Below are 22,919 nucleotides of genomic sequence, written 5' to 3'. Positions count from 1 at the left end.
TATCTCCTTGTTCATGATGAGTATCTGCATAGCAGGTGTAATACCCCTCAAGGATTAGTGGTTTGGCGCTGTAATGCAAGGCAACGGCAACATAATGTCATTATTTAATCCATTTTCAGAATAAGAATACGGCGTTCCTCTAATAATTTAGGGGGAAAATACTGGCCCGACGAGAGACTCGCCGGGCGCAGACTTACAGCTGTGCCTCTATCTCCTCAATCTCTTTACGCCATTGCGCCTGCAGCTGCGGCTTTTGATGCTTCGGCTTACGCGCCAGATCGTCTTCCAGCAGCGTTTCCAGCGCGACCAGCCGTTCGAGCAGATCGTCATACGGCGAGGGTTGAACCGTCGCAGCGTCGATGGCGGGCGCGGTGGATGTCGCCAGCCCCGCGCTTTCACGCAGGCGCTCAAACACCGCTTCTGCATCGTGCCACTCGCTCAGCTTTCCCTCTTCAATCAGCCAGAAACGGTTGCAGCTTTGGCTAATTAGCTGACGATCATGGCTGACCAGCAGGACGCCGCCTTCAAACTGCTGAAGGGTTTGCGCCAGCGCCTCTTTGCCTTCCATGTCGAGGTGGTTGGTCGGCTCATCCAGCATCAGCAGGCTGTAGCGGGCAAGCGTCAGGCCAACGAACAGCAGGCGCGAGCGCTCGCCGCCGCTGAGCGTGCTGACCGTTTGCCCGTGACGCGCCCACGGGAAACCCGCGCTTATCAGCGCCATTTTGCGGTTCTGCGGATCCGGCGCGAAAGGCTCCAGCGCGTCGAGCAGCGTGGCGTTGTCCGCAAGCTGGTGAAGCGTCTGGTCGTAATAGCCTGGCGACACGCGCGGATGGATTTTCAACCCGCTGTTTGCGGACTCATCGGCAAACTGTTGCCAGATAAGCCTCATCAGCGACGATTTGCCGCAGCCGTTACGACCGACAATCGCCACGCGATCGCCGCTTTTTAGCCGCGCCATTTCGATGCTGAATAACGCCGGCAGGCCAGGTGCAGGAGGAACGTCGAGATTCTCCATTTCCAGCAAACGGTCGGCCCGCAGCGCGTCGCCGCGCAGGGTTAACGTCCACGGGCTGCCTGCCGTGAGCGCCGTCTGGCTCTCCTTCAGCCGTTCGACCTGTTTTTCCATCTGTTTGGCTTTGCGGGCCAGGTCTTCGTTGTCGTAAACCTTGCCCCAGGTCGCCAGCCGCTTCGCGCTGGCGGTCACGCGGTCGATCTCCTTTTGCTCCGCCTTGTGGCGCTGCGCGTCGCTTTCATCCTTTGCTTCAAGCGCCTTGCGGGCGGCCGTGCAGGGAAGGGCGAAGTAGTGCAGCGTTTTATCGCGCAGGATCCAGCTGCCGTTAGTGACGGCGTCCAGCAGCTGTCGGTCGTGCGAGACCAGCACGAAGCTGCCTGACCAGTTCTGCAGAAAGTGTTCCAGCCAGAGCATGGTCGGCAAATCAAGGTGGTTGCTGGGTTCATCGAGCAGGAGCAGATCCGGCTCATGAATCAGCGCCCGCGCCAGCAGCAGGCGGGTGTGCTGCCCGCCGCTCAGCGTGGCGGATTGCAGCGTCATATCCTGCGGCGTGAAGCCCATGCCTGCCAGCAGCGTTTCGGCTTTCCAGCGCAGGCTATCGCGCTCGGCTAAAGGCAGCTGTGCGAGTACGGCATCCAGCATGGTCAGCGGGAAAATGGCGTCCGGGAGATGTTGCTCCACGCGCGCCATCAGGCAGTGCCCGGCCAGCGCGACCGTTCCGGCGGCGGGGGAGTCAGTGCCGTCCAGCGCCTTCAGCAGCGTGCTTTTGCCGCAGCCGTTGTCGCCCAGCAGGCCAATGCGGTCGCCTTTTTTCAGCGTAAAGGAGAGTGAGTCGAAGAGCGTGCCAAACGCCGTATCAACGCGTAAAGATTGTGCAGTGAGTAAAGTGCTCATTGTTGCTTACCCAAGAGTTACAGGCATGTTTATGCCTCGTCAAACATCGCTGACGATAACTCAGTAAGCCCGAGAGAAGGGATTTCAGGGGTTGGTGTCTTCGCTCAAGCAGAAGTTATCGCAGCACGATACCGATAACGCTTGAGCTGGTGCGATCACCAAATGTATGTGAAACATTGAAAATTTCACAGTACAGCATAATTGGCCTCCTTATATATTCAGTAGGTTAATGGATGAAGGGAGTGTAGCGGGGGAAAAGGAGTTTGGCTAGTGGGGGGCGAATCTAATTCCCTCTCCCTTTGGGAGAGGGTTAGGGTGAGGGGAACATACGGCTGTCGTGGTCATTCCGTTCACTTTAAGTTCCTTGCTACTCTGTAATGACAACACCTGTGAACGTGCCAGGGTGGCTCAGTCGCCACCACCCTGGCGACCCTGGCTCCCGGCGGTAAATCGCCGCTTCGCGGTGCCCTCGGCTTATTCCTTCAGGCTATCGGGTCGGGCATCCCTGCAGGCCACGCCCTCTCGGCGCATCCCTGCGCCTCGCCCCGGCCTGCAGGAAACGCCTCGGCGATTTACAGCCGGACCAGGGCGTGGCTGCAAGTTAATCATTTCGCTTCGAGAATCTGAATCGCTACTGGTTAATGAATTTATTGAAAGTCCCTCTCCCGAAGGGAGAGGGACCGGTCGGAGCGGATTAAATCGAGGTACGACGATAGCTGCGGTATTCAGGTTTCCAGAAGTTGTCGTCGATGGCCTGCTGCAGCGCGTCGGCAGAGGTTTTCACCGCCACGCCCTGCTGCTGCGCCATTTTACCTACCGCAAACGCGATAGCGCGCGACACCTTGTGAATGTCTTTCAGCTCCGGCAGCACCAGCCCTTCACCGTTGTTGACCAGCGGCGAGTAGCCCGCGAGGGTTTCGCTCGCCGACATCAGCATCTCATCGGTAATGCGGGACGCGCCGGAGGCGATCACGCCCAGCCCAATGCCCGGGAAGATGTAAGAGTTGTTGCACTGGGCGATCGGATAGGTTTTATCCTTCCACACCACCGGGTCGAACGGGCTGCCGGTCGCGACCAGCGCGTTACCTTCGGTCCAGGCGATGATGTCCTGCGGGGTGGCTTCCACGCGGGAGGTCGGGTTGGAAAGCGGCATCACGATAGGGCGCTCGCAGTGCTTGTGCATCTCGCGAATGATCTCTTCGGTGAAGAGACCGGTTTGCCCGGAAACGCCGATCAGAATATCCGGCTTCACGTTGCGCACCACGTCCAGCAGGGAAAGGACTTCGTTGTCGGTATCCCAGTTTTTCAGGTTATCGCGCTTCTGCACCAGCTTGTTCTGGAACGGCAGCAGGTTCGGCATAGCGTCGGTCAGCAGGCCGAAACGGTCAACCATAAAGACGCGGGAGCGGGCCAGCTCTTCGCTTAAGCCTTCGCGCTGCGTCTGGGCGATGATCTGCTCGGCGATACCACAGCCCGCAGAGCCTGCGCCCAGGAAGACGATTTTCTGGTAGCTCAGCTGGCTGCCGGCTGCGCGGCTGGCAGCGATAAGCGTACCCACGGTCACGGCCGCGGTACCCTGGATGTCGTCGTTAAAGGAGCAGATCTCATCGCGATAGCGGTTCAGCAGCGGCATCGCGTTTTTCTGCGCGAAGTCTTCAAACTGCAGCAGAACGTCCGGCCAGCGGTGCTTCACGGCCTGAATGAAGTCGTCGACAAACTGATAGTACTCGTCGTCGGTAATGCGCGGATGGCGCCAGCCCATATAGAGCGGATCGTTGAGCAACTGCTGGTTATTGGTACCGACGTCCAGCACCACCGGCAGGGTATACGCCGGGCTGATGCCGCCGCAGGCGGTGTAGAGAGAGAGTTTACCGATTGGGATCCCCATCCCGCCAATGCCCTGGTCGCCGAGGCCGAGAATACGTTCGCCGTCGGTCACCACAATCACTTTGATATTGTGGTTTGGCACGTTCTGCAGAATATCGTCCATGTTGTGACGGTTCTGATAGGAGATGAATACCCCGCGTGAACGACGGTAGATCTCTGAGAAACGCTCGCAGGCCGCACCCACCGTCGGGGTGTAGATCACCGGCATCATCTCTTCGAGATGGTTCTGCACCAGGCGATAGAAGAGGGTTTCATTGGTGTCCTGAATGTTGCGCAGGTAGATGTGCTTGTCGATTTCGGTTTTGAAACCCTGATACTGGATCCACGCGCGCTCCGCCTGTTCTTCAATGGTTTCAACCACTTCGGGCAGTAAACCCAGCAGGTTAAAGCTGCTGCGCTCTTCCATGCTGAAGGCGCTGCCTTTGTTGAGCAGGGGGAATTCGAGTAAAACCGGTCCGGCGTATGGGATGTATAAGGAACGATGTTTTTTCAGTTTGTTGTCCATGTCACTCACTCTTTTTATGAAGATCCGTCCCTGACACTGCTGTTTGTCATCTTTCTGGCCTGTGCGATGGGGTGCGGTCAGGCGGTATTATAAAGGAGCTAAATATTAATTACCGCAACACATAAACAAAAACACCATCGGGATTACCGATGGTGTTCTGGATCTCAGTCTGGAACTTACTTGCCGGCGTGGCGTTTTCTGCCGGTGGCGTGAGTGACCTGCGTTTCGTGGTCGCCTTCAATCACCACTTTACGCTGATTTGAAAGCTTGTAATTCAGTCCCAGAATATGGCGTGCCTGACGGTTCGATTTCATGTTAACTCCTCAATCCTGTTGATAGTTTTAAGGACCAGTTTGCTCACGCAAACGAAATGTAACCCCTTAGGTTGCAGATCCAGCTTAGCAGGTTTTTACAAGGGTGCGTTTTGCCCGCTGACGACGTAGTTAATGGTCTGCTGGTAGATGTCACTGAGGATGTCATTATCCGTGGATTCCACCCACTTGGTCAGTTCCATCAAAATGTCATCTTCAGTCACAGCACCGTGCTCGGCGTGAAGACCCTGCGCAATCGCGTTAACGAGTTCAGGTTGTGCTGCTGCAGTATTAGCCGGGTAATAAGTAAACATGCTGCCTCCGTGTCGTTGTCTGTTTAATGGTACGGCTCGCAAAAAATTTAATTCATAAACAGAATGGCAAATATTTTCCCGGTTGTGGTTCAGATTCATCTTAGAAATAAAAATGACATAAGTGCATGCTTTTATGCGCTTTTAAAAGGTGTGGCTATATCGACGGGTAACGGCGGGGATATTTTGGTGGAGCTCCTGCTATCGCGGAAATATAGCAGGAGCCGTTTTTAAATTACCACTTCATTTCGCCAGTATTCACTTTGGCGCTTAATTCCAGCGAGCTTTCATCCGCCAGGCCCGGATACTGTTTTTTCAGGGTGCTGATAACGCCTGCGGAATCTTTATGCGCGGCTAAAGCCTTTTCAAAGCGCTGCAGATAGTCGCGGGTAAACTCAATCGCGCCAGTGCCCGCTGGAGGAGTGCCCAGGTAGTGGCCCGGGATCACGCGTTCAGGTTTGTGCGCGGCCATATTCTCCAGCGTTTCCTGCCACTGCTTGCGGCTTTCCGGCGTCTGGGTGTCTGCCGTCCAGACGTGAATACCCCAGGCTACCCCGGTGCCGCCGAGGATCGTTTTTGCCGACGGGATCCACACATAGGCCGCATAGCTGTCTGGCTGTTCGATGTCGATCTTTTCCCCGTCAACCATAAACGTGGTGGAGGCAAGCACCTGCGGAACGACCAGCTCCGTTGGCGCGCCGTCCTTCATCTGCGGCCCCCAGAAGGCGAGCTTGGCATCTTTGGTGGCTTTAATATGGTCAACCACATGCTGTGTGGCCACCACTTTGGCATTCGGGAAGGCTTTGACCAGCGGCTGCAGGCCAAAATAGAAATCCGGATCGCCGGAGGTGATCACAATCTTGTTCAGGGTTTTACCGCTGCGGCGAATTTTCTCTACCAGCGCTTCGCCATCCTTCACGCTGAACTGCGCGTCAAACAGCACCGCCTCTTTCGGGCCGGAAACCAGCGTGGAGGAGACCGGGAAAATGCCTTTTTCCTGCGGGTTATAGGTATCAATGGTCAACGGCGCGGCAAAAACCGCCGGAGTGAAAAGGGTGGAAAGCAGGGCAAGGTGAGTGAATTTCATGCTGTTGTCTCTGTTGTTCAGGAATGTGTCTATTGTACGGATATTCTCATTTGCCAGAATTCCTGAAACAAGACATGCTTAGTTTCATAAATCGAGCAAATGGAGCTTATATGGATCGCGTTATCGCCGCTCAGGTCTACAACCGGATATGCGAGCTGGGCAGTTTGAGCGCGGCGGCCCGCGCGTTGGGCATTTCCCGACCGATGGTGAGCCGCTACCTTGAACAAATGGAGAAGTGGGCGGGAACGCGGCTGGTAAACCGCTCCACGCGCAAGCTGACGCTGACCGCGGCAGGGGAAAAGGTGCTGCAAAAAACGCGGACGCTCTCGCAGATTTCGCAGGAAATCGAAGGCCAGTCGGAGAAAGATCTGCCGTCCGGCACGCTGCGGGTGGCCTGCGCCCATTTTACCGCCATGCACCTGATTGCACCGGTCCTGCCCGGTCTGCTCTCGCGCTACCCGCAGCTGCGCATCGAGCTGGACGTGAATAACCACCCGGTCAGCCTGGTGGGAGAGCGCATTGATGTCGCCGTGCGCATTACCGACAACCCCGAACCCGGCATGATTGCCCGCCGGCTGGGGGAGTGTCGCTCGGTGCTTTGCGCCTCGCCGGAGTACCTGGCACAGCACGGTATCCCCGTCAGCCCTGAAGAATTAGCGCAGCACAACTGTCTGCACTACAGCTTTTTTGCCGGGCAGTCCTGGCACTTCGTGACGCCGGGAGGGGAAAGCCTGAGCGTGGCCGTCAGCGGCAACCTGAGCGCCAGCATCTCTTCGCTGTTGATGGACGCGGCGATTAAGCACTGCGGTATCGCCATGCTGCCGGAGCGCGAAGCGTCTGCCGCGCTGGAGAAGGGATTGCTGGTGCCGGTGCTGGAGGCGCTTGAGCCGAAACCGCTTGCCATCCATGGCATTTATCAGTCCCGGGAATACCAGCCTGCCGCGCTGCGCGTGTTCCTTGACGAACTGTCGCGCTACCTGGCATAAGAAAGGATTACTTCGCCTTTAGCCAGGGAGACGTCGTGCTCCAGAAAATAATATCGGCACCGAGATAACTTTCGCCGAAGCGGACAAATTCCGCTTTGGTGAACGGTTTTCCGGTCTGAGGATCCTTATAGGTCAGGGTCGGCTCCTGAACCGCCATGGCGATGAGCGGCAGCGTCTGTTTATTTTTATGGAAGAAGGGATAGGCGTTCTTCATGTGGGCCTTGCGGTTGGGAACAATGTCCGGCCCACCCAGACCGATATTGTTAGCGCTGGCATACGCAAACAGACGCCCCATGTAGTTGTGGTCATTATCCCATTCGCACGGCCAGAAGTTCACGTACTGCACCACGTGAGATTTCTGAAAAGCCTTTCGCGCAAAGGCCAGGTTTTCCATTTCACCCGCGAAATAGCCGTCGCAGGTAAACCCGACGGGCGGATTTTTTTCGTCGAGATCAATGGCGGTTTCGGGCAGGTTTACCCCATACACCTCGCCATCAAAGCGTTTCGCGAGTGCGGCCAGCAGTGCCTGGTAGCGCTGGCGCACGGCGGGATCCCACTGACGCGCCACCCATCCTGAACCGACCGGCTTGCCTTCGCCTGGGTTATCGAACTGCGGCGCAATCCCGCCACCGTACTGCGTGTCGCGCATCAGATAGTCCGGCACGTAGCGGGCGTCCGGCTCAAAGAAACGATCCTGGATTTGAATAAAGAGTTTTTTTCCGGCGGCCTTAACGCGCGCCAGATCCTGTTCAATCCGCGAGAAGTCATAGCTGTCCTTCTCGGGTTCCAGCAGGCGCCAGTTGTAAACGATCTGCACGCCGCCGATATCGCTTCGCGCAACAAGCGGGAACGCCGCGTCGAGATCGCCCGAGCTGGTATAGATAAAGTTCTCCGGCGTTTTCGCCAGTGAAGAGAGCGACAGAGCCAGCGTGGTTACGGCAACGGCCATCCTGATTTTTAGCGCCATATCATTATCCTTTTTGTCGGTACAGCAGGTGAAAGTCCTGGAATTGTCTGTGTTCCAGGGTGGGTCAGATGCGTAGTCTATACTTAACCCTTTGTAAGCCAAAAGGAGAGCAAGAATGACTATTCATAAGCACGGTTCGGCACACTGGTCTGGCGACATTAAGCGCGGAAAAGGAACGGTTTCCACCGAGAGCGGCGTTCTCAATCAGCAGCCTTATGGTTTCAATACCCGCTTTGAGGGCGAAAAGGGGACCAACCCCGAAGAGCTGATTGGCGCGGCACATGCGGCCTGCTTCTCAATGGCGCTGTCGCTGATGCTCGGTGAAGCGGGTTATACCGCCGATTCCATTGATACCACCGCGGACGTCTCTCTGGATAAAACCGACGGCGGCTTTGCCATCACTAAGGTTGCCCTGAAAAGCAAGGTGACCGTTCCCGGCATCGCCCCGCAGCAGTTCGACGGCATTATTCAGAAAGCAAAAGCGGGCTGTCCGGTCTCGCAGCTCCTGAAAGCTGAGATTACGCTGGACTATAAGCTCAATTAAGCCACAGCCGGGTTTGCGCCCGGCTATCCCTTCAGCGCGGCGGGGAACACCTCCGCCAGCCAGGCAATAAACACCTTCAGGCGGTGCGTCAAATGCCGGTTCTGCGGGTAAACCACATGAAACGGATACGCGGCAGGGCGCCAGTCGCCCAGGATCGCCGCCAGCGTGCCCGCCTGTAAATACGACTTTGCCGAATACTCAAAGGTTTGAACGATCCCCAGCCCCGCCGCGGCAGCCGCCAGATGGGTATTACTTTCATTGACGCCGAGATAGTGCGGAATGTTGATTTCCAGCGCCTCGCCGTTCTGCCGGAAGCGAAACGGAAAGGGCCGTCCGGTGACGGGCGAGAGATAGCTAATCAGCTTGTGGCCGTTGCGCAGCTCCTGCGGATAGGCCGGGACGCCGTGATTTTTCAGGTAACCCGGCGTCGCGCAGGTGACCATTTCGGCGTTACCGAGATGACGGGCGATGAGGGTTGAATCGTCCAGCGGCCCGCCGCGGATCACGCAGTCTACGTTACCGCTGATGAGATCGACCGGCCGGTCGGCCACGCCAAGGTCGATGCGGATATCCGGGTAGCGCCGCATAAAGTCCGGAAGCAGGGGAATGAGGACGTCCCGTGCGGTGGAGCCGCCCACGTCAACCCGCAAATGCCCTTTTGGCGTCGCGCGGGAAATGCGAAACGAGGTGTCGATATCTTCGATATCAATCAGCACCCTGAGCGCTTTTTCATAGTATTCCATCCCTTCAGGCGTCGCGACCACCCGGCGAGTGGTGCGGTGCAGAAGGCGTATCTCCAGGTGCGACTCTAGCGATTTAACCAGCTTGCTCAGCGTGGCGATCGGCATATTCAGCGAGTCCGCCGCGCGGGTAAAACTGCCGGACTCCACGACCCGCGTAAAGGCGCGCATCGCCATGAGCTGGTCCATGATGACCTCGGATTATTTCTGTTTGTGAATAGTCATTTTCATTTTTGCCCATTTTTCACTAATGCCGCAAGGGCTAAAGTTTGTCCAACGCAAACCCAACAAAAGGTAAATGACATGAACACGACTCTTTCAGGAAAAATTGCACTGGTCACCGGCGGCAGCACCGGCATTGGTCTTGCCACGGCGCAGGAACTGGCGGCGCAGGGCGCGAAGGTGTACATCACCGGTCGTCGTCAGGCCGAGCTGGACGCGGCGGTGGCGGAAATTGCTTCTGATGCTGTGGGCATTCGCGCGGACGTCTCAAAGCTTGCCGATCTGGATGAGGTTTATGCCCGGATAGCCAAAGAAGAAGGCCGTCTTGATATCCTGTTCGCCAATGCCGGTGGCGGCGATATGCTGCCGCTGGGCGCGATAACCGAAGAGCAGTTTGACCGGATTTTTGGCACCAACGTCCGCGGAGTGCTGTTCACGGTGCAGAAGGCGCTGCCGCTGCTGTACGCCGGATCGTCGATTATTCTGACCGGATCGACGGTGTCCATTAAAGGGACGGCCAACTTCAGCGTCTACAGCGCCAGCAAGGCCGCCGTGCGCAACTTTGCCCGCTCCTGGGCGCTGGATTTGCAGGGCCGCGGGATCCGCGTCAACGTGGTGAGCCCGGGCCCGATCAAAACGCCAGGTCTCGGCGATCTGGTGCCGGAAGAACACCGTCAGGGGCTGTACGACGCGCTGGCCGCGCAGGTACCGCTGGGGCGTTTAGGCGCGCCGGGCGAGGTGGGTAAAGCGGTGGCGTTTCTGGCCTCCGACGCGGCCAGCTTTATTAACGCCATCGAGCTGTTTGTGGACGGCGGGATGGCGCAAATCTAACCCAGACTGCGCCAGCAGCGCACGTTACGGCCCTCACGTGAGGGCTGTAGCGGCTGCGGCTGTTCACACCCCTGCGCTGCCATCGGACAACGGTCGCGGAAAAAACAGCCTTCGGGCAGATGACGATTGCCGGGAAGCTCCGTTTTGCGTAACGCCAGATTTTCATCCAGCGGCTCCCCTGTGCGGGGAACCGAGTCGAGCAGCAGACGGGTATAGGGATGGTGCGGCTCGCCAAGCACCTGCGCGGCGCTGCCCAGCTCCACAATCTGCCCGAGGTACATCACCGCCACGCGGTCGCTCATGTGTCTGACCACCGAGACGTTATGCGAAATTAACACGTAGGTCAGATTACGCTGCTGTTGCAGGTTCACCAGCAGGTTGAGGATTTGCGCCTGCACGGAGATATCCAGCGCGCTGGTGGGTTCATCAAGCACGATAATATCGGGGTCGGACGAGAGCGCCCTTGCGATGGCGATGCGCTGGCGCTGCCCGCCGGAGAAGGCGTGCGGAAGCCTGTCGAGATATTCCGGGCGAATGCCCACCTGCAGCGCCAGGTTTTCTGCCAGCTGGCGGCGCTCGCGCTCGCTGCTGCGTTTTTGCACCCACACCGGCTCGGTGATGATGCGCCAGACCGGCAATCGCGGGTCGAGGGAGGAGAGCGGATCCTGAAACACCATCTGCATGCCGCCCGCGTGGTGCGCCCGCTGACACGCGCCGGTGCTGGGCTTAAGCATGCCCATCAGCAGCTGTGCCAGCGTGCTTTTCCCGCAGCCGGACTCACCGACAATGCCCAGCGTTTCCCCGCGACGGATCTGGAGATCGAGCCCGTTGAGGGCATGGACCTGTTCCGTCACGCGGCCCAGCCATTTTTTGCGCGCCGTAAAGTTCACGTGCACGCTATCCAGTTCCAGCAGTACATCAGACATGGTGTTTCTCCCGTTGCGGATACCAGCAGGCGGCCTGTTGGCCTTCTGCGCCACTGGGCGCTAAGCGCGGCGTTTCGCTGCATTTCGCCCCGGCGGCAAAGCAGCGCTCGCGGAAGGCGCAACCCTGCGGAAGCTGGCTGAGGTTGGGCACCGTGCCGGGGATGGCGGGAAGCAGGTCGCGCGGCTGGCCGTTTTCCGGCGCGCACCGCAGCAGGCCGATGGAGTAGGGATGCACGGGGCGGTGGATCAGCGTTTGCGTGGCACCGCTCTCGATCACGCTCCCGGCATACATCACGTACATTCTGTCGCAGAGCTGCGACACCACGGCCATATCATGGCTGATAAACAGCACCGAGGTCCCGCTGGCCCGCGCCTTATGCTTCAGCAGGCGCAGCACCTGGAGCTGGACGGTAACGTCCAGCGCGGTGGTCGGTTCGTCGGCGACGATCAGCTCCGGCTCGCAGGAGAAGGCAAGGGCGATCATCACCCGCTGGCGCATGCCGCCGGAGAGTTCAAACGGATAACGCTCCATGACCTGCTTCGCGTCCGGGATTTGCATCTCTTCCAGCAGGGTAATCGCCTTCTGCTGCGCCTCGCGCCGCGAAAGCGGCTGATGCTGGCGGATCACCTCCACCATCTGTTTGCCAATCCGCCGCGTCGGGTTGAGGGCGGTCATGGGCTCCTGAAAAATCATCGCCACTCGGGCACCGCGCCACTGGCGAAGCTGCTTCTCGGACGCCGTCAGGACGTTTTCACCGAGTAACTTCACCTGACCGTGATGAATGCGGTAGCTTGCTTCCGGCAGCAGCCGCATGGCGAGCATGGCGGTCACGGATTTGCCCGAACCCGACTCGCCCACCACGCCGACAATTTCGCCCCTGCCGATCTCCAGCGAGACGTGGTTCAGCGCGTGGACCTCTCCGCGAAAAATCGGGAAGCTCAGGTGCAGGTCTTCAATACGTAATACCGGTTCGGTCATCACTGTTTTCCTCCCGATTTCGGATCCAGCAGATCGCGGATACCGTCGCCAAACAGGTTAAAGCCCACGGCGGTAATCAAAATCGCCGCACCGGGAAAGGCGCAGTACCACCACTGGTCCAGGACGTAGTTACGGCCAACGGCCACCATCGCCCCCCATTCGGCGGTCGGCTGCTGCGCGCCCAGGCCGATAAACCCCAGCGTGGCGGCCATCAGAATGGCGCTGCCGATGTCCAGCGAAGCCTGCACAATCAGCGGCGGCAGGGCGTTGCGCAGGATATGCCAGCGGATCAAATGCCAGCGGGACGCGCCAAAGGTGCGGGCGGCCTGGACGTAGGTAAACTGGCGCACCACCAGGGTTTGCCCGCGCGCCAGGCGGACGTAAAACGGGATGCGGACAATCGCAATCGCCAGCATGGCGTTAAACAGGCTCGGACCGAGCGCGGCGGCCAGCGCCATAGTCAGCACCAGGGAGGGAATGGAGAGCATAATGTCCATCACCCGCATGATGATGGCGTCGCCGCGCCCGCCCAGTACGCCGGAAAAACAGCCCAGCAGCGAGCCAATACCGCCCGCAATCACCACGACCGCCAGCCCGGCGGTAATCGACTGCTGGCTGCCCGTCAGCACGCGGCTAAACAGGTCGCGTCCCACCTCATCGGTACCAAACCAGTGTTGCGCAGACGGCGCCTGCAGGCGGGCGGTCAAATCCAGCGCGTTCGGGTCATGCGGAACGATCCACGGCGAAGCCACCATCAGGAAGAGCATCGCAATCATAATGACGCCGCCAACGATCGTGAGCGGGCTTTGACGCAGCATCCAGAACAGCTTTGCCCAGTTGATGCGTTGTCCGGCGGTTTTAGCCGGGACGGGCGTTTCCTGCGTTAACATCATTCGGCACCTCCGCGCCCGATTCGCGGGTCAATCCACAGGTAAAGCAGATCGACCACCAGATTAACCAGCACGTAGGCCAGCGAAACGACGACGGCAAAGCCCATCACGGCAGGGAAATCGAGCGCCTGAATGGACGTCACCACCCAGGCGCCCATGCCCGGCCAGGCAAAGACGGTTTCGGTCAGCACGGCGCCGTAAAGCAGATCGCCCAGCGCCAGCCCGAGGACGGTGATGGACGGGATCATCGCATTGGGCAGGGCGTAGCGCAGGACGATGTACCAGCCGGGCAGGCCGCTGGCGCGCGCGGTGCGGATGTAATCCTCGCTAAGCTGCTCCAGCATCGCCGAGCGAACCTGGCGCGCCACGATCCCCAGGTGAACAAACGCCAGCGTCAGCGAGGGTAAAATCAGGTGCTGAAGCGCGTTGAAGAACACCTCACCGTTGCCCTCCAGCAGCGCGTCCAGCAGATAAAATCCGGTGACGTGCGTCGGGGGATCGAGCCAGTCGTCCAGCCTGCCGCCGCCCGGCAGGATCTGCAGGTTCCCGTAGAACAGCACAATGACGCCCAGCCCAAGCCAGAAGGCCGGCGTGGAGATCCCGGTCATCGCCATTAAACGCACCAGGTGATCCAGCCAGCGGTTGCGGTACACCGCCGATAAAATCCCCAGCGGCACGCCGATGACCAGCGCCAGCAGCAGAGAACAAAAGGCCAGCTCCAGCGTGGCGGGGAAAAAGGCCTTCAGGTCTTCCGCGACCGGGCGTCCGGTGCGGATGGACGTGCCTAAATCACCGTGCGCCAGAGCGTCCACGTAGCGGCCAAACTGAACATACAGGGGCTGGTCCAGCCCTAACTGCTGGCGGATGTTCTGCACGATTTCGTCGCTGGCGCGGTCGCCGGCCAGCAGACGGGCCGGATCGCCGGGGATCAGGTGTGAAATAATAAAGGTGATAATACAGACACCGGCCACCACCAGGATTAACCCCCAGCAGCGCTGGCGCACTATGCTCCAGAACGTCATACGCTTTCCCCCGGCGAGAACCGTTATTTGCTCATGGTGGCGATGTTGAACACCTGCTCGAGCATCGGATTAAAGGTGAAGCCTTTGACCTCTTTGTTCATCGCCAGCTGGTAGTTTTTCTGGAACAGATAAACGTAGGCCGCCTCGTCGATAACCACCTTTTGCGCCTGCTGGTAATCTTTGGTGCGTTCCGCCTGGTCGGTGGTTTTCAGCGCGGCCTGCAGCAGCGAATCAACCTCTTTGTTCTCATAGAACGAGCGGTTGCCCGGCAGCCCTTTTTTGTCCGATTCGAACCAGTAGTTCATGAACATGTACGGGTCGGCAAAATCCGGGCTCCAGTTGCCGATGGCAATGTCGTAATCGCCTTTTCCGACGCGGTCGCGCATGGTGGCGTTGGCCAGTTTTTCCAGCTTGACGCTAATGCCGATCTTGCCGAGGCTGGCCTGAGTGGAGAGGGCGATAGGCTCCCAGTTCGGATCGTTGTCCGAGTAGAGGAAGGTCAGGCTGGCGGGTTTGTCTTTGACCTTCTCCAGCGCCGCTTTAGCTTTGGCCTCGTCAAAGCTGTACTGCATTGCCGTGGCGTCAAAGCCCCACATACCTTCCGGGATCGGGCCGCGCATCTGCTTGCCGTTGCCGCTCAGAATACCTTTCACCATCCCCTGGTAATCCGTAGCCCAGGAGATGGCCCGGCGTAAATCCACCTGATTGAGCGGCGCTTTGCTGTTGTTGAGATAGAGGTAAGTCACGCGCAGGGACGGGTATTCCGCGACGGCGACTTTACCTTCCTGCTTCAGGGCCGCAAGCTGATCGACCGGCAGGGAGTCGGCAATGTCCAGATCGCCGCGGGAAAGCTGCAGTCGGCGCGAGGCGCTCTCACCGATAATTTTCACCGATACGCGCTTAAAGTGCGGCTTTTCACCCTGCCAGTGGGGGTTAGGCACCAGGATCAGCTGCTGGCCTTTCTGCCAGCTTTTCAGCATAAACGGCCCGGAACCGGCGGTGTTTTGCGCCAGAAAACCGCGAGCATCGTCTGCCGCGTTGGCCTTCAGCACCGCCGGGTTAATGATGGACGCCCCGTCGTTTGCCAGCGTGTAGAGGAACGGCGCGAAAGGCTGGCTGAGGGTGAACTTCACCGTATGGTCATCGACGGCATCAATTTTCAGGTCTTTCGGGAAGGCTTCAGACGGCCCCTGGCCGAGCTTCAGCAGGCGCTCAAAGGAGAGTTTTACCGCCTCGGCGGTGACCGGCGTGCCGTCGGAGAATTTCGCGTTATCCGCCAGGGTAAAGGTCCACTCTTTCTGGTCGTCAGACGCCTTCCAGCCCGTCGCCAGATCGCCTTCCACCTCGGTAGAGCCTGGCTTGTACTTGACCAGACGCTGGTAGGACGGATAGGTGACGGTCCAGTCGTTGTTATCAATGGTGATGGCAGGATCGAGCGTTTGCGGGTCGGCGGCTTTACCGATCGCCAGCATATCTTTCGGGACGGCAGCCAGCGCCAGCGGTGCGCTCAGGGCCAGCGTGGCGGCGATCAGGGTCGAGAGAAGCGATGTTTTCATGGCAGTGCTCCAGGTTTAGAGAGAAGTGTGCGTCAGGGGAAAACAGGCAAAACGGTCGTCAAGCAGCGGGTAGCTGGCGGCGTTCGGCAGTTCGAAGTGCCACCATTCGCTGCTGATACCCACAAAACCACCGCCGAACATGATGGCGTTCAACAGCAGACGGTTGCGCTGGGCGTGCGGCGGCACGGAGGGGTGATACGGATGCGAGCGGTCGTGCATTTCGTCAAAACCGGCCCCCATATCCAGCACGGCGTTATGTTCATCCATCAGGGTGACGTCGATGGCCGTACCGCGGCTGTGATTGGAGCCAATCGCCACGTCGACCACGTATTCCGGATTCGGGCAGGCATCCCACAGCTGGGCCTGCGCCTGCTGCGGCCGATAGGCGTCGTACACCACCAGCTTCAGCCCGGCCAGCGAGGCAATGCTGATGGCTTTTGCCAGCGCGGTGGCGGCATCGGTATGCAGCAGGCACAGCGCCTCCTGATAGATCGGACGGCCGGTGATATTGTCGGCGGTGGCGTACTTCAGATCGATATGCAGCGTGGGAAACGTCTTCGCCACATCAATCAGTTCACTCTCTTCGGGCATAGCTCCGCTCCTTTAGCGTTCGAATTGACCAAACTCTTGTTGTAATTGCCGGTTTACCGCCAGACGCGCCGGGAGCGCCTCACCCAGCGCTTCCACCACGCCCGACAGCAGCAGGTTGAACAGACAGCTCACGGGGGCAAGCGAATCCCAGAAGTGACCGGTATCGGTTTTCACCTGCAGTAAATCCATCGGGTAATCCCGCGCCCACGGGCACCAGATGTCGGTGATTAAGGCCAGCGGAATGCCTTTCTCGCTGGCGACGCGGCAGTACTGGCGGGCCATCGCGGAGTAGGTGCGCGTATCGGTCAGCACGACGTACGGATGCGAAAAGCCCGAGTTAAGAGATTCCACCCAGCTGCCGGAAGCGCCTTCCGAATAGCTCACGCGCGGGCGGAGGTACTCGAGGTGGCTGAAGAAGGCGTTGGCAATCCCGCGCGTGGACTGGATCCCCAGCACGAACACCGCGTCGGCGTGGGCGAGGTTGTGCACCACCTGACGAAAGGCGTCCGTTTGCGCCAGCTGGTACACCTGCGTGATGGCATCCACTTCCAGCGACAGGGCGTGCTGAAGGCGGCTGGAAAGGGGGCGCTGCTGCTGCCAGGAGTCCAGCCTCTCGTTCATGCCCCAGGGCTGATACGGATCGCGCAGGCTCTTTTTGGCATCTTCCAGGTTGCGATACCCCAGCTTGCGCAGGAAGCGTCCGACGGTAATTCCGCTGGTCCCGCTGGCCTGACCGATGCTCTCCGCCGTTTCAAACGGGATTTGCGCGGCGTGCGCCAGCAGCCAGCTTCCGACCCGCTTTTCGCTGGGCGTGAGCTGGCTGAACGTCGCTTCGATACGGCTCAACATCTCAGGTTTCGTCGTCATACCGCCTCGCTGTTAACAGGCTGTCAAAGGCCGAATTTTTGTTACCTGGTTAACAATGCATGACGCGTGCCATGTTCACGGGGTGGGTGAAACCCGCTGTGCAGTAAACTTCATGCAATATTTAGTTAACCAATGATCAACATTTGTGCAGCGTAGTTCACTTTTGGTGCACTGTCTGACGCGGCAGGTATGAATTTGGTGAATACGTCATTCCGTTCACATTTTTGATAAGATAGATGTACTGTGAATATAAAAGGGATCCCGGCATGGTAAATCTGCCCTGGCGAGTCAGCGTGCGCCTGATGGCGCTTGCAAAGAAAATAGGGATGGTCGTCGGGATCGTACTGATCGTCCTGCTGGCGGTGCGGGTGTATCTCTCGCAGCAGGGACCGGAACTGCACCTGTGGCATACCTGGCGGGCCGATGAGATGTCCGTACGCGAGATGGATAACGCCGATTTTGCCCGGTATATCGCCCGGGAAAACGCCATTTTCGCCGATCTTGATAATGCGGTGACGGCGAAAACAGAGGGCGAGGAACGCACGCCGTTAAACCGCTATTATCGCCAGAGCCTGGTATGGCCGGGACAGTTTACGCCCGATGCCAACCGCTCCTTTGTGCTGATGCCTGCCGGAAAGCCGCGCGGCGCGGTAGTGCTGCTGCACGGTCTGACGGACTCGCCTTACAGCGTCCGGCGGCTTGCCGTGAACTATCAACAGCACGGCTTTGTGGCCGTGGTCCCGCGTCTGCCCGGGCACGGTACCGCGCCCGGCGCGCTGACGGACGTCGACTGGGAGATGTGGCTCGCGGCGACGCGTCTTGCGGTGCGGGAAGCCACGCGTCTGGCGGGCGAGGCTGCGCCTCTGCATCTGGTGGGCTACTCCAACGGCGGGGCGCTGGCGATGAAATACGCCCTCGATGCGCTGGACGCGCCTGCGCTGCGTAAACCGCAGCAGGTGATACTGCTCTCACCGATGATCGGCGTGACGGCCTTTGCGCGCTTTGCCGGTTTCGCCGGGTTACCGGCGCTGCTGCCGGCGTTTGCCAAAGCGGCGTGGCTGAATATCTCTCCGGAATATAACCCGTACAAATATAACTCGTTTCCGGTGAACGCCGCCCGCCAGTCATGGCTTTTGACGAAGGCCCTGCAGGAGCAAATCGGCCGCGAGGCGCGGGAGAACAGGCTGGCGAATTTGCCGCCGATCCTGGCGTTCCAGTCGGTCATGGATTCCACGGTCAGCACCCGCGCGGTGGTGACCGGCCTGTTTGACCAGCTTCCGGCAAACGGCAGCGAGCTGGTGGTGTTTGACATCAATCAGGCAGCCAGCTTCCGTCCGCTGTTCAAACCGTCGTCGTGGACGGCAACCTCGGCGCTGCTGCCGGTTGCGCAGAGGCGTTACGGTGTCACAATTATTACCAATGCCAGCGAGCACAGCTTCTCGACGGTGGCGAAAATCACTCCGGCAGGCAGCACCCGGGAGACGGTCGTGCCGCTTGCGCAGTCCTGGCCGCAGGATGTCTATTCCCTGTCGCACGTAGCGGTGCCGTTCCCGCCGGATGACGATCTCTATGGTCGTGAGCCTCGGGTGAAAAACCGCTACGGCATCAGCCTGGGGACGATTGCGCTCTGGGGCGAAACGTCCGTGTTGAGTGTCGGAAAAGAGGCGCTGATGCGGGTCACCTCGAACCCGTTTTACGACTATATGCAGGGGCGGATAGACAGCCGAATTGGCAGCGGGGAAAAGTAACGTTCCCCTGCGGTGTGAATATGTTAGGTCGCATTGATTAAGTATGTTAAATAGTAGCTTCAAGGCACCTCTCTTTCTCATCGGAACCCATTTTTGTGCTGACGACTCTGATCTACCGAAGCCAGTTGAATTTATCCTGTCAGTCCTCCGCGCTGAGGGAGCTGGTGGAGCGCGCCCGGTTCCGCAATGCCAGTCTGAATATCACCGGGGTTCTGCTTGCAAAAGGCAGTGACGTGCTGCAAATACTCGAAGGGTCGGAAGAGAGCGTGCTTAAGCTGTTCCATAAAATCCGTGACGACAAGCGGCACAGTGGAGTGGTAGAGCTGATGCGGGACTATGGCCCGCGCAGGCGCTTTGAAAACGTCGGTATGCTGCTGTTCGATCTGCAGACGCAGTCACCGAAAGAGGTGCTGCAGTCGGTTCTGAATTACAGCAAGCTGGACAGCTATCTCACATCCGATGACCGGGTGTTCAAATTTATCCAGACGTTTATCACGGGTAAACGTCCGGCCCTGTCGGGTGCACGCTACGTACCTGAAAAATGGACGCTTTCACCCGAGGTGTTGCCCTTTGGCGAACATCTGGGGCTGATGGCCAACCAAACCTGTCAGTTTGCGCTCCAGCCCATTGTTGAGCCCTCGGAAGGGAAGATCAGTTCGCTTGAAGCCCTTATTCGCGGCAACGAAGGCGGCAGCCCGGAGCATTTCTTCAGCGCCCTCGACCCGGACAAAATCTACGAAGTCGATCTCCAGACGAAAGCGTATGCCTTTGCTCTCGCGGAAAAGCTGGGCATTGGCAGCCATAAGATTGCGGTAAACCTGCTGCCGATGTCGCTGGTGAATGTCCCCAACGCCGTGGAATTTCTGGTCAGCGAGATAAAAAAACATGGGCTGCAGCCGGAGCAGGTAGTCATTGAAGTGACGGAAAACGAGATGATCTCCGGCTTCAACCAGTTCAATAGCGCCATCAAGCAACTTCGCGGTGAGGGGATTGGCCTGGCGATCGATGATTTCGGTTCCGGCTATGCTGGTCTTTCGCTGCTGACCCGCTTCCAGCCGGACAAAATTAAGATCGACCGGGAGATAGTTAGCGATATCCACCTCAGCGGCCCGAAGCAGGCGATTGTGCGCTCCATCGTCAGCTGTTGCTCCGATCTCGAAATTACCCTGGTGGCCGAAGGGATCGAGAAGATAGAGGAGTGGTGCTGGCTCGAGTCTGCCGGGATCCGGCGTTTCCAGGGCTTTCTGTTTGCCCGCCCGCAGCTTAATGGCGTCGGTGATATTCACTGGCCGCATCTGGTGCGTTAGCCAATTTTCCTCCCGCGTTATTTCCCCTTCGTCCTGCCTGTGCTTAAATAGCTAAAACGGTTTAACATAGTTTAGCTACGAGGATCACATGAAAAAAATCTGGGTACTTGGCGATGCGGTGGTGGATTTGCTGCCCGATGGAGAAGGCAGATTGCTGCAGTGTCCCGGCGGCGCACCGGCAAACGTTGCGGTCGGTATTGCCCGGCTGGGCGGCCAGAGCGCCTTTATCGGCAGGGTTGGCGACGATCCCTTCGGGCGCTTTATGGCGAAAACTCTCGCTGACGAAAAGGTCGACGTGAAGTCTATGCGCCTTGACCCGGCGCACCGCACCTCAACGGTGGTGGTCGATCTGGATGACCAGGGCGAACGCTCGTTTACCTTTATGGTGCGCCCGAGCGCCGATCTGTTTCTCGAATCCGCCGATCTGCCGACGTTCAGCGCGGGGGAATGGCTACACGTCTGTTCCATCGCATTAAGCGCAGAGCCGAGCCGTTCTGCGACGTTTGAGGCGATGGCCGCCATTCGCGAGGCGGGCGGTTACGTCAGCTTCGACCCCAATATTCGCCCGGATCTCTGGCCGGATGAGAACGCGCTGCGCCGCTGCCTGGAACAGGCCCTGCAGAGCGCCGACGTGGTGAAACTCTCCGTCGAAGAGCTGGCGTTTTTAACCGGAAATGTCGAGGTAAACGTCGGCCTGGACGCGCTGATGGCGCGCTGTCCGGCGCGTCTGGTGCTGGTTACCCAGGGAAAAGAGGGGGTGATTGCCTGGCATGACGGCGCCGTGAAGCACTATCCGGCAACGCCCGTCGAGTGTGTCGATACCACCGGCGCGGGCGATGCCTTTGTGGCGGGGCTGCTCTACGGGCTGGCCGCCGGGCAGGATCTGACGCCGGTCATCGCCTTAGCCCAGCGCTGCGGCGCATTAGCCACCACGGCCAAAGGGGCAATGACCGCCTTGCCGTGGCAGCACGATCTGTAATTCCTTCCTTCACTGGCCGCCATCCGGCGGCCTGAATTGTCGCCTCGATCACACTTACTAGAACGGTTTAGCAAAAAAGATTGCCGATCCAAAATTCAGAGGTTTAGTATCAGCAACCTAAACCGGTTTAGCAATTTAGCACGTTTAATGACTTCTTTTAGGGATGCGACAAAATGTATAAAAAACGCAGACTTGCCGTGATGATAGGCATGCTGGCCGGAAGTACCTCTGTTTTTGCCCAGACGGATATGACAAGTATCGAAGCGCGTCTTTCCGCGATGGAGCAGCGCCTCCAGGCTGCGGAAACGCGTGCGCAGGTGGCTGAGAAACGCGCCACGGATGCGGAACAAAAAACGCAGCAGCTGGTGGCCGCCCAGCAGCAGACGCAAACGACAGCCCAGGCGGTGGCGCAGCGCACCACCGCGCTGGAGAAGAAGGCGGATCAAAGCAGCGGATTTGAGTTCCACGGCTACGCCCGTTCGGGCCTTCTGATGAACGATGCGGCCTCCAGCAGCAAAAGCGGTCCTTATCTGACCCCGGCCGGAGAAACCGGCGGCGCGGTAGGGCGTCTGGGTAACGAAGCCGACACCTACGTCGAGCTGAACCTGGAGCACAAGCAAACTCTGGATAACGGGGCGACTACGCGCTTTAAAGCGATGCTGGCCGACGGTCAGCGAACCTATAACGACTGGTCAGCCGATACCAGCGATCTTAATATTCGCCAGGCCTTCGCGGAGCTGGGCAACCTGCCTGATTTTACCGGCGCGCTGAAGGGCAGCACCTTCTGGGCGGGTAAACGCTTCGACCGCGACAACTTTGATATTCACTGGCTGGACTCCGACGTGGTGTTCCTGGCCGGTACCGGCGGCGGCGTCTACGACGTGAAATGGAACGAGTCGCTGCGCAGCAACTTCTCCATCTACGGCCGCAACTTCGGCAGCGTGGAGCAGACCGACAATAACGTTCAGAACTATATTCTCAGCATGAACCACTTCGCCGGACCGTTCCAGCTGATGGTGAGCGGCCTGCGGGCGAAGGATAACGACGACCGTAAAGACACCAACGGCGATCTCATCAAAACCGACGCCGCCAATACAGGCGTTCATGCGCTGGTCGGGTTGCACAACGAGAGCTTCTACGGCCTGCGGGAAGGGACAGCCAAAACGGCGCTGCTGTACGGTCACGGGCTGGGTGCGGAAGTAAAAAGCATCGGTTCCGACGGCGCGCTGCTGTCTGAGGCGGATACCTGGCGCTTCGCAAGTTACGGTGTCACGCCAGTCGGCGGCGGCTGGAGCGTTGCGCCCGCCGTACTGGCGCAGAGCAGTAAAGATCGCTACGTCAAGGGCGATAGCTATGAGTGGGTGACGCTTAACACCCGCCTGATTAAAGAAGTGACGCAGAACTTCGCCCTGGCGTTTGAGGGAAGCTATCAGTACATGGATTTAAATCCGGAAGGCTATAAGGACCGCAACGCCGTCAACGGCAGTTTCTACAAGCTGACCTTTGCGCCGACGTTAAAAGCGAGCAAAATCGGCGATTTCTTCAGCCGTCCGGAGCTGCGCCTGTTTGCCACCTGGATGGACTGGAGCAGCAAACTGGATCATTACGCCAGCGATGATGCCTTTGGCAGCAGCGGCTTCAACGCCGGCGGGGAATGGAACTTTGGGGTCCAGATGGAAACCTGGTTTTAACCCATCACGCTCCCGCCCGGCGGGAGCGTTTCGCACATCATAAAAAGAAGTCAGGCAGAGGTATCT

The 22,919-nt window shown here is 58.8% G+C and carries 21 protein-coding genes; 7 read left to right on the top strand and 14 right to left on the bottom strand.

The window, feature by feature from the left end; all coding sequences use genetic code 11:
- Window positions 1-193 precede the first annotated feature (193 nt).
- The 5 genes from USF70_RS07295 to USF70_RS07275 form a co-directional block, all read right to left on the bottom strand.
- Window positions 194-1,906, bottom strand: coding sequence for an ABC-F family ATP-binding cassette domain-containing protein (locus USF70_RS07295; RefSeq protein ID WP_320735484.1), 1,713 nt, complete (start codon window positions 1,904-1,906; stop codon window positions 194-196).
- Between the two features lie 694 nt (window positions 1,907-2,600).
- Window positions 2,601-4,298: an NAD-dependent malic enzyme gene (locus USF70_RS07290; protein WP_039262819.1), complete on the bottom strand. Its 1,698-nt coding sequence runs from the start codon at window positions 4,296-4,298 to the stop codon at window positions 2,601-2,603.
- A gap of 176 nt (window positions 4,299-4,474) precedes the next feature.
- Window positions 4,475-4,612, bottom strand: a complete 138-nt coding sequence (gene sra / locus USF70_RS07285; protein WP_008501714.1) for a stationary-phase-induced ribosome-associated protein — start codon at window positions 4,610-4,612, stop codon at window positions 4,475-4,477.
- Between the two features lie 95 nt (window positions 4,613-4,707).
- Window positions 4,708-4,923, bottom strand: a complete 216-nt coding sequence (bdm, locus tag USF70_RS07280; RefSeq protein WP_013096534.1) for a biofilm-dependent modulation protein — start codon at window positions 4,921-4,923, stop codon at window positions 4,708-4,710.
- A 232-nt stretch (window positions 4,924-5,155) separates the two neighbouring features.
- Entirely contained in the window at window positions 5,156-6,007 is an 852-nt protein-coding gene (locus USF70_RS07275) for a Vmh family MBL fold metallo-hydrolase (protein ID WP_048981277.1), read from the bottom strand.
- A 110-nt stretch (window positions 6,008-6,117) separates the two neighbouring features.
- On the opposite strand from USF70_RS07275, the gene USF70_RS07270 reads away from it, so the two are divergent.
- Window positions 6,118-6,993 (top strand): LysR family transcriptional regulator, encoded by an 876-nt coding sequence (locus USF70_RS07270; RefSeq protein ID WP_221702307.1) that lies wholly within the window; start codon window positions 6,118-6,120, stop codon window positions 6,991-6,993.
- A gap of 7 nt (window positions 6,994-7,000) precedes the next feature.
- On the opposite strand, the gene USF70_RS07265 is transcribed toward USF70_RS07270, so the two are convergent.
- On the bottom strand, window positions 7,001-7,960 hold the full coding sequence (locus USF70_RS07265) for a hypothetical protein (RefSeq protein ID WP_064672585.1): 960 nt from the start codon (window positions 7,958-7,960) through the stop codon (window positions 7,001-7,003).
- Between the two features lie 115 nt (window positions 7,961-8,075).
- On the opposite strand from USF70_RS07265, the gene USF70_RS07260 reads away from it, so the two are divergent.
- Window positions 8,076-8,504, top strand: a complete 429-nt coding sequence (locus USF70_RS07260; protein WP_023311893.1) for an OsmC family protein — start codon at window positions 8,076-8,078, stop codon at window positions 8,502-8,504.
- Window positions 8,505-8,527: 23 nt separating this feature from the next.
- Here USF70_RS07260 and USF70_RS07255 read toward each other — a convergent pair whose 3' ends face one another.
- Window positions 8,528-9,433, bottom strand: a complete 906-nt coding sequence (locus tag USF70_RS07255; protein WP_320735483.1) for a LysR family transcriptional regulator — start codon at window positions 9,431-9,433, stop codon at window positions 8,528-8,530.
- A 114-nt stretch (window positions 9,434-9,547) separates the two neighbouring features.
- Between USF70_RS07255 and USF70_RS07250 the strand changes: the two genes are divergently transcribed.
- A complete protein-coding gene (locus USF70_RS07250) occupies window positions 9,548-10,297 on the top strand; it encodes an SDR family NAD(P)-dependent oxidoreductase (protein WP_320735482.1) in 750 nt (249 codons plus the stop codon).
- On the opposite strand, the gene USF70_RS07245 is transcribed toward USF70_RS07250, so the two are convergent.
- From USF70_RS07245 to USF70_RS07215, 7 genes are read right to left on the bottom strand one after another with little or no spacing between them, the layout of a single operon-like run.
- Window positions 10,294-11,223 (bottom strand): ABC transporter ATP-binding protein, encoded by a 930-nt coding sequence (locus USF70_RS07245; RefSeq protein ID WP_320735481.1) that lies wholly within the window; start codon window positions 11,221-11,223, stop codon window positions 10,294-10,296. The two genes, USF70_RS07250 and USF70_RS07245, sit on opposite strands and share 4 nt — an antisense overlap.
- Complete coding sequence (locus tag USF70_RS07240) at window positions 11,216-12,202, bottom strand: ABC transporter ATP-binding protein (protein WP_320735480.1); 987 nt, start codon at window positions 12,200-12,202, stop codon at window positions 11,216-11,218. Before USF70_RS07240 ends, USF70_RS07245 begins: the two co-directional genes overlap by 8 nt.
- A complete protein-coding gene (ddpC, locus tag USF70_RS07235) occupies window positions 12,202-13,095 on the bottom strand; it encodes a D,D-dipeptide ABC transporter permease (protein ID WP_320735479.1) in 894 nt (297 codons plus the stop codon). The genes USF70_RS07240 and ddpC overlap by 1 nt, the downstream gene beginning before the upstream one ends.
- The gene (locus USF70_RS07230) at window positions 13,092-14,114 is read right to left on the bottom strand and encodes an ABC transporter permease (protein WP_069302864.1); all 1,023 of its coding nucleotides are present in this window, start codon (window positions 14,112-14,114) and stop codon (window positions 13,092-13,094) included. Before USF70_RS07230 ends, ddpC begins: the two co-directional genes overlap by 4 nt.
- A gap of 23 nt (window positions 14,115-14,137) precedes the next feature.
- Window positions 14,138-15,670 carry an ABC transporter substrate-binding protein gene (locus USF70_RS07225; RefSeq protein WP_320735478.1) on the bottom strand — a complete coding sequence of 511 codons (1,533 nt, stop codon included), beginning with the start codon at window positions 15,668-15,670 and terminating at the stop codon, window positions 14,138-14,140.
- A 15-nt stretch (window positions 15,671-15,685) separates the two neighbouring features.
- Window positions 15,686-16,261, bottom strand: a complete 576-nt coding sequence (gene ddpX / locus USF70_RS07220) for a D-alanyl-D-alanine dipeptidase (RefSeq protein WP_023311885.1) — start codon at window positions 16,259-16,261, stop codon at window positions 15,686-15,688.
- Window positions 16,262-16,273: 12 nt separating this feature from the next.
- On the bottom strand, window positions 16,274-17,128 hold the full coding sequence (locus USF70_RS07215; RefSeq protein ID WP_033145617.1) for a MurR/RpiR family transcriptional regulator: 855 nt from the start codon (window positions 17,126-17,128) through the stop codon (window positions 16,274-16,276).
- A gap of 266 nt (window positions 17,129-17,394) precedes the next feature.
- Between USF70_RS07215 and USF70_RS07210 the strand changes: the two genes are divergently transcribed.
- The 4 genes from USF70_RS07210 (at window position 17,395) to USF70_RS07195 (ending at window position 22,853) form a co-directional block, all read left to right on the top strand.
- A complete protein-coding gene (locus USF70_RS07210) occupies window positions 17,395-18,876 on the top strand; it encodes an alpha/beta hydrolase (RefSeq protein ID WP_320735477.1) in 1,482 nt (493 codons plus the stop codon).
- Window positions 18,877-18,971: 95 nt separating this feature from the next.
- Window positions 18,972-20,183, top strand: a complete 1,212-nt coding sequence (locus USF70_RS07205; RefSeq protein ID WP_320735476.1) for a diguanylate phosphodiesterase — start codon at window positions 18,972-18,974, stop codon at window positions 20,181-20,183.
- Between the two features lie 88 nt (window positions 20,184-20,271).
- Window positions 20,272-21,162, top strand: a complete 891-nt coding sequence (locus USF70_RS07200) for an aminoimidazole riboside kinase (RefSeq protein ID WP_213729691.1) — start codon at window positions 20,272-20,274, stop codon at window positions 21,160-21,162.
- 173 nt (window positions 21,163-21,335) lie between these two features.
- Window positions 21,336-22,853: a carbohydrate porin gene (locus USF70_RS07195; protein WP_087822624.1), complete on the top strand. Its 1,518-nt coding sequence runs from the start codon at window positions 21,336-21,338 to the stop codon at window positions 22,851-22,853.
- The last annotated feature ends 66 nt before the right edge of the window (window positions 22,854-22,919 follow it).

Origin of the sequence: Enterobacter sp. 237C8 (assembly GCF_034106865.1) — a bacterium.
Taxonomy (GTDB): domain Bacteria; phylum Pseudomonadota; class Gammaproteobacteria; order Enterobacterales; family Enterobacteriaceae; genus Enterobacter; species Enterobacter asburiae_B.
Note: the sequence above shows the minus strand (reverse complement) of the source record. Positions and strands in the feature narration are given on the sequence as shown.

Coding starts and splice junctions, on each gene's coding strand:
- USF70_RS07295 (WP_320735484.1), bottom strand. CDS start 1,906: ATGAGCACTTTACTCACTGCACAATCTTTACGCGTTGATACGGCGTTT.
- USF70_RS07290 (WP_039262819.1), bottom strand. CDS start 4,298: ATGGACAACAAACTGAAAAAACATCGTTCCTTATACATCCCATACGCC.
- sra (WP_008501714.1), bottom strand. CDS start 4,612: ATGAAATCGAACCGTCAGGCACGCCATATTCTGGGACTGAATTACAAG.
- bdm (WP_013096534.1), bottom strand. CDS start 4,923: ATGTTTACTTATTACCCGGCTAATACTGCAGCAGCACAACCTGAACTC.
- USF70_RS07275 (WP_048981277.1), bottom strand. CDS start 6,007: ATGAAATTCACTCACCTTGCCCTGCTTTCCACCCTTTTCACTCCGGCG.
- USF70_RS07270 (WP_221702307.1), top strand. CDS start 6,118: ATGGATCGCGTTATCGCCGCTCAGGTCTACAACCGGATATGCGAGCTG.
- USF70_RS07265 (WP_064672585.1), bottom strand. CDS start 7,960: ATGGCGCTAAAAATCAGGATGGCCGTTGCCGTAACCACGCTGGCTCTG.
- USF70_RS07260 (WP_023311893.1), top strand. CDS start 8,076: ATGACTATTCATAAGCACGGTTCGGCACACTGGTCTGGCGACATTAAG.
- USF70_RS07255 (WP_320735483.1), bottom strand. CDS start 9,433: ATGGACCAGCTCATGGCGATGCGCGCCTTTACGCGGGTCGTGGAGTCC.
- USF70_RS07250 (WP_320735482.1), top strand. CDS start 9,548: ATGAACACGACTCTTTCAGGAAAAATTGCACTGGTCACCGGCGGCAGC.
- USF70_RS07245 (WP_320735481.1), bottom strand. CDS start 11,223: ATGTCTGATGTACTGCTGGAACTGGATAGCGTGCACGTGAACTTTACG.
- USF70_RS07240 (WP_320735480.1), bottom strand. CDS start 12,202: ATGACCGAACCGGTATTACGTATTGAAGACCTGCACCTGAGCTTCCCG.
- ddpC (WP_320735479.1), bottom strand. CDS start 13,095: ATGATGTTAACGCAGGAAACGCCCGTCCCGGCTAAAACCGCCGGACAA.
- USF70_RS07230 (WP_069302864.1), bottom strand. CDS start 14,114: ATGACGTTCTGGAGCATAGTGCGCCAGCGCTGCTGGGGGTTAATCCTG.
- USF70_RS07225 (WP_320735478.1), bottom strand. CDS start 15,670: ATGAAAACATCGCTTCTCTCGACCCTGATCGCCGCCACGCTGGCCCTG.
- ddpX (WP_023311885.1), bottom strand. CDS start 16,261: ATGCCCGAAGAGAGTGAACTGATTGATGTGGCGAAGACGTTTCCCACG.
- USF70_RS07215 (WP_033145617.1), bottom strand. CDS start 17,128: ATGACGACGAAACCTGAGATGTTGAGCCGTATCGAAGCGACGTTCAGC.
- USF70_RS07210 (WP_320735477.1), top strand. CDS start 17,395: ATGGTAAATCTGCCCTGGCGAGTCAGCGTGCGCCTGATGGCGCTTGCA.
- USF70_RS07200 (WP_213729691.1), top strand. CDS start 20,272: ATGAAAAAAATCTGGGTACTTGGCGATGCGGTGGTGGATTTGCTGCCC.
- USF70_RS07195 (WP_087822624.1), top strand. CDS start 21,336: ATGTATAAAAAACGCAGACTTGCCGTGATGATAGGCATGCTGGCCGGA.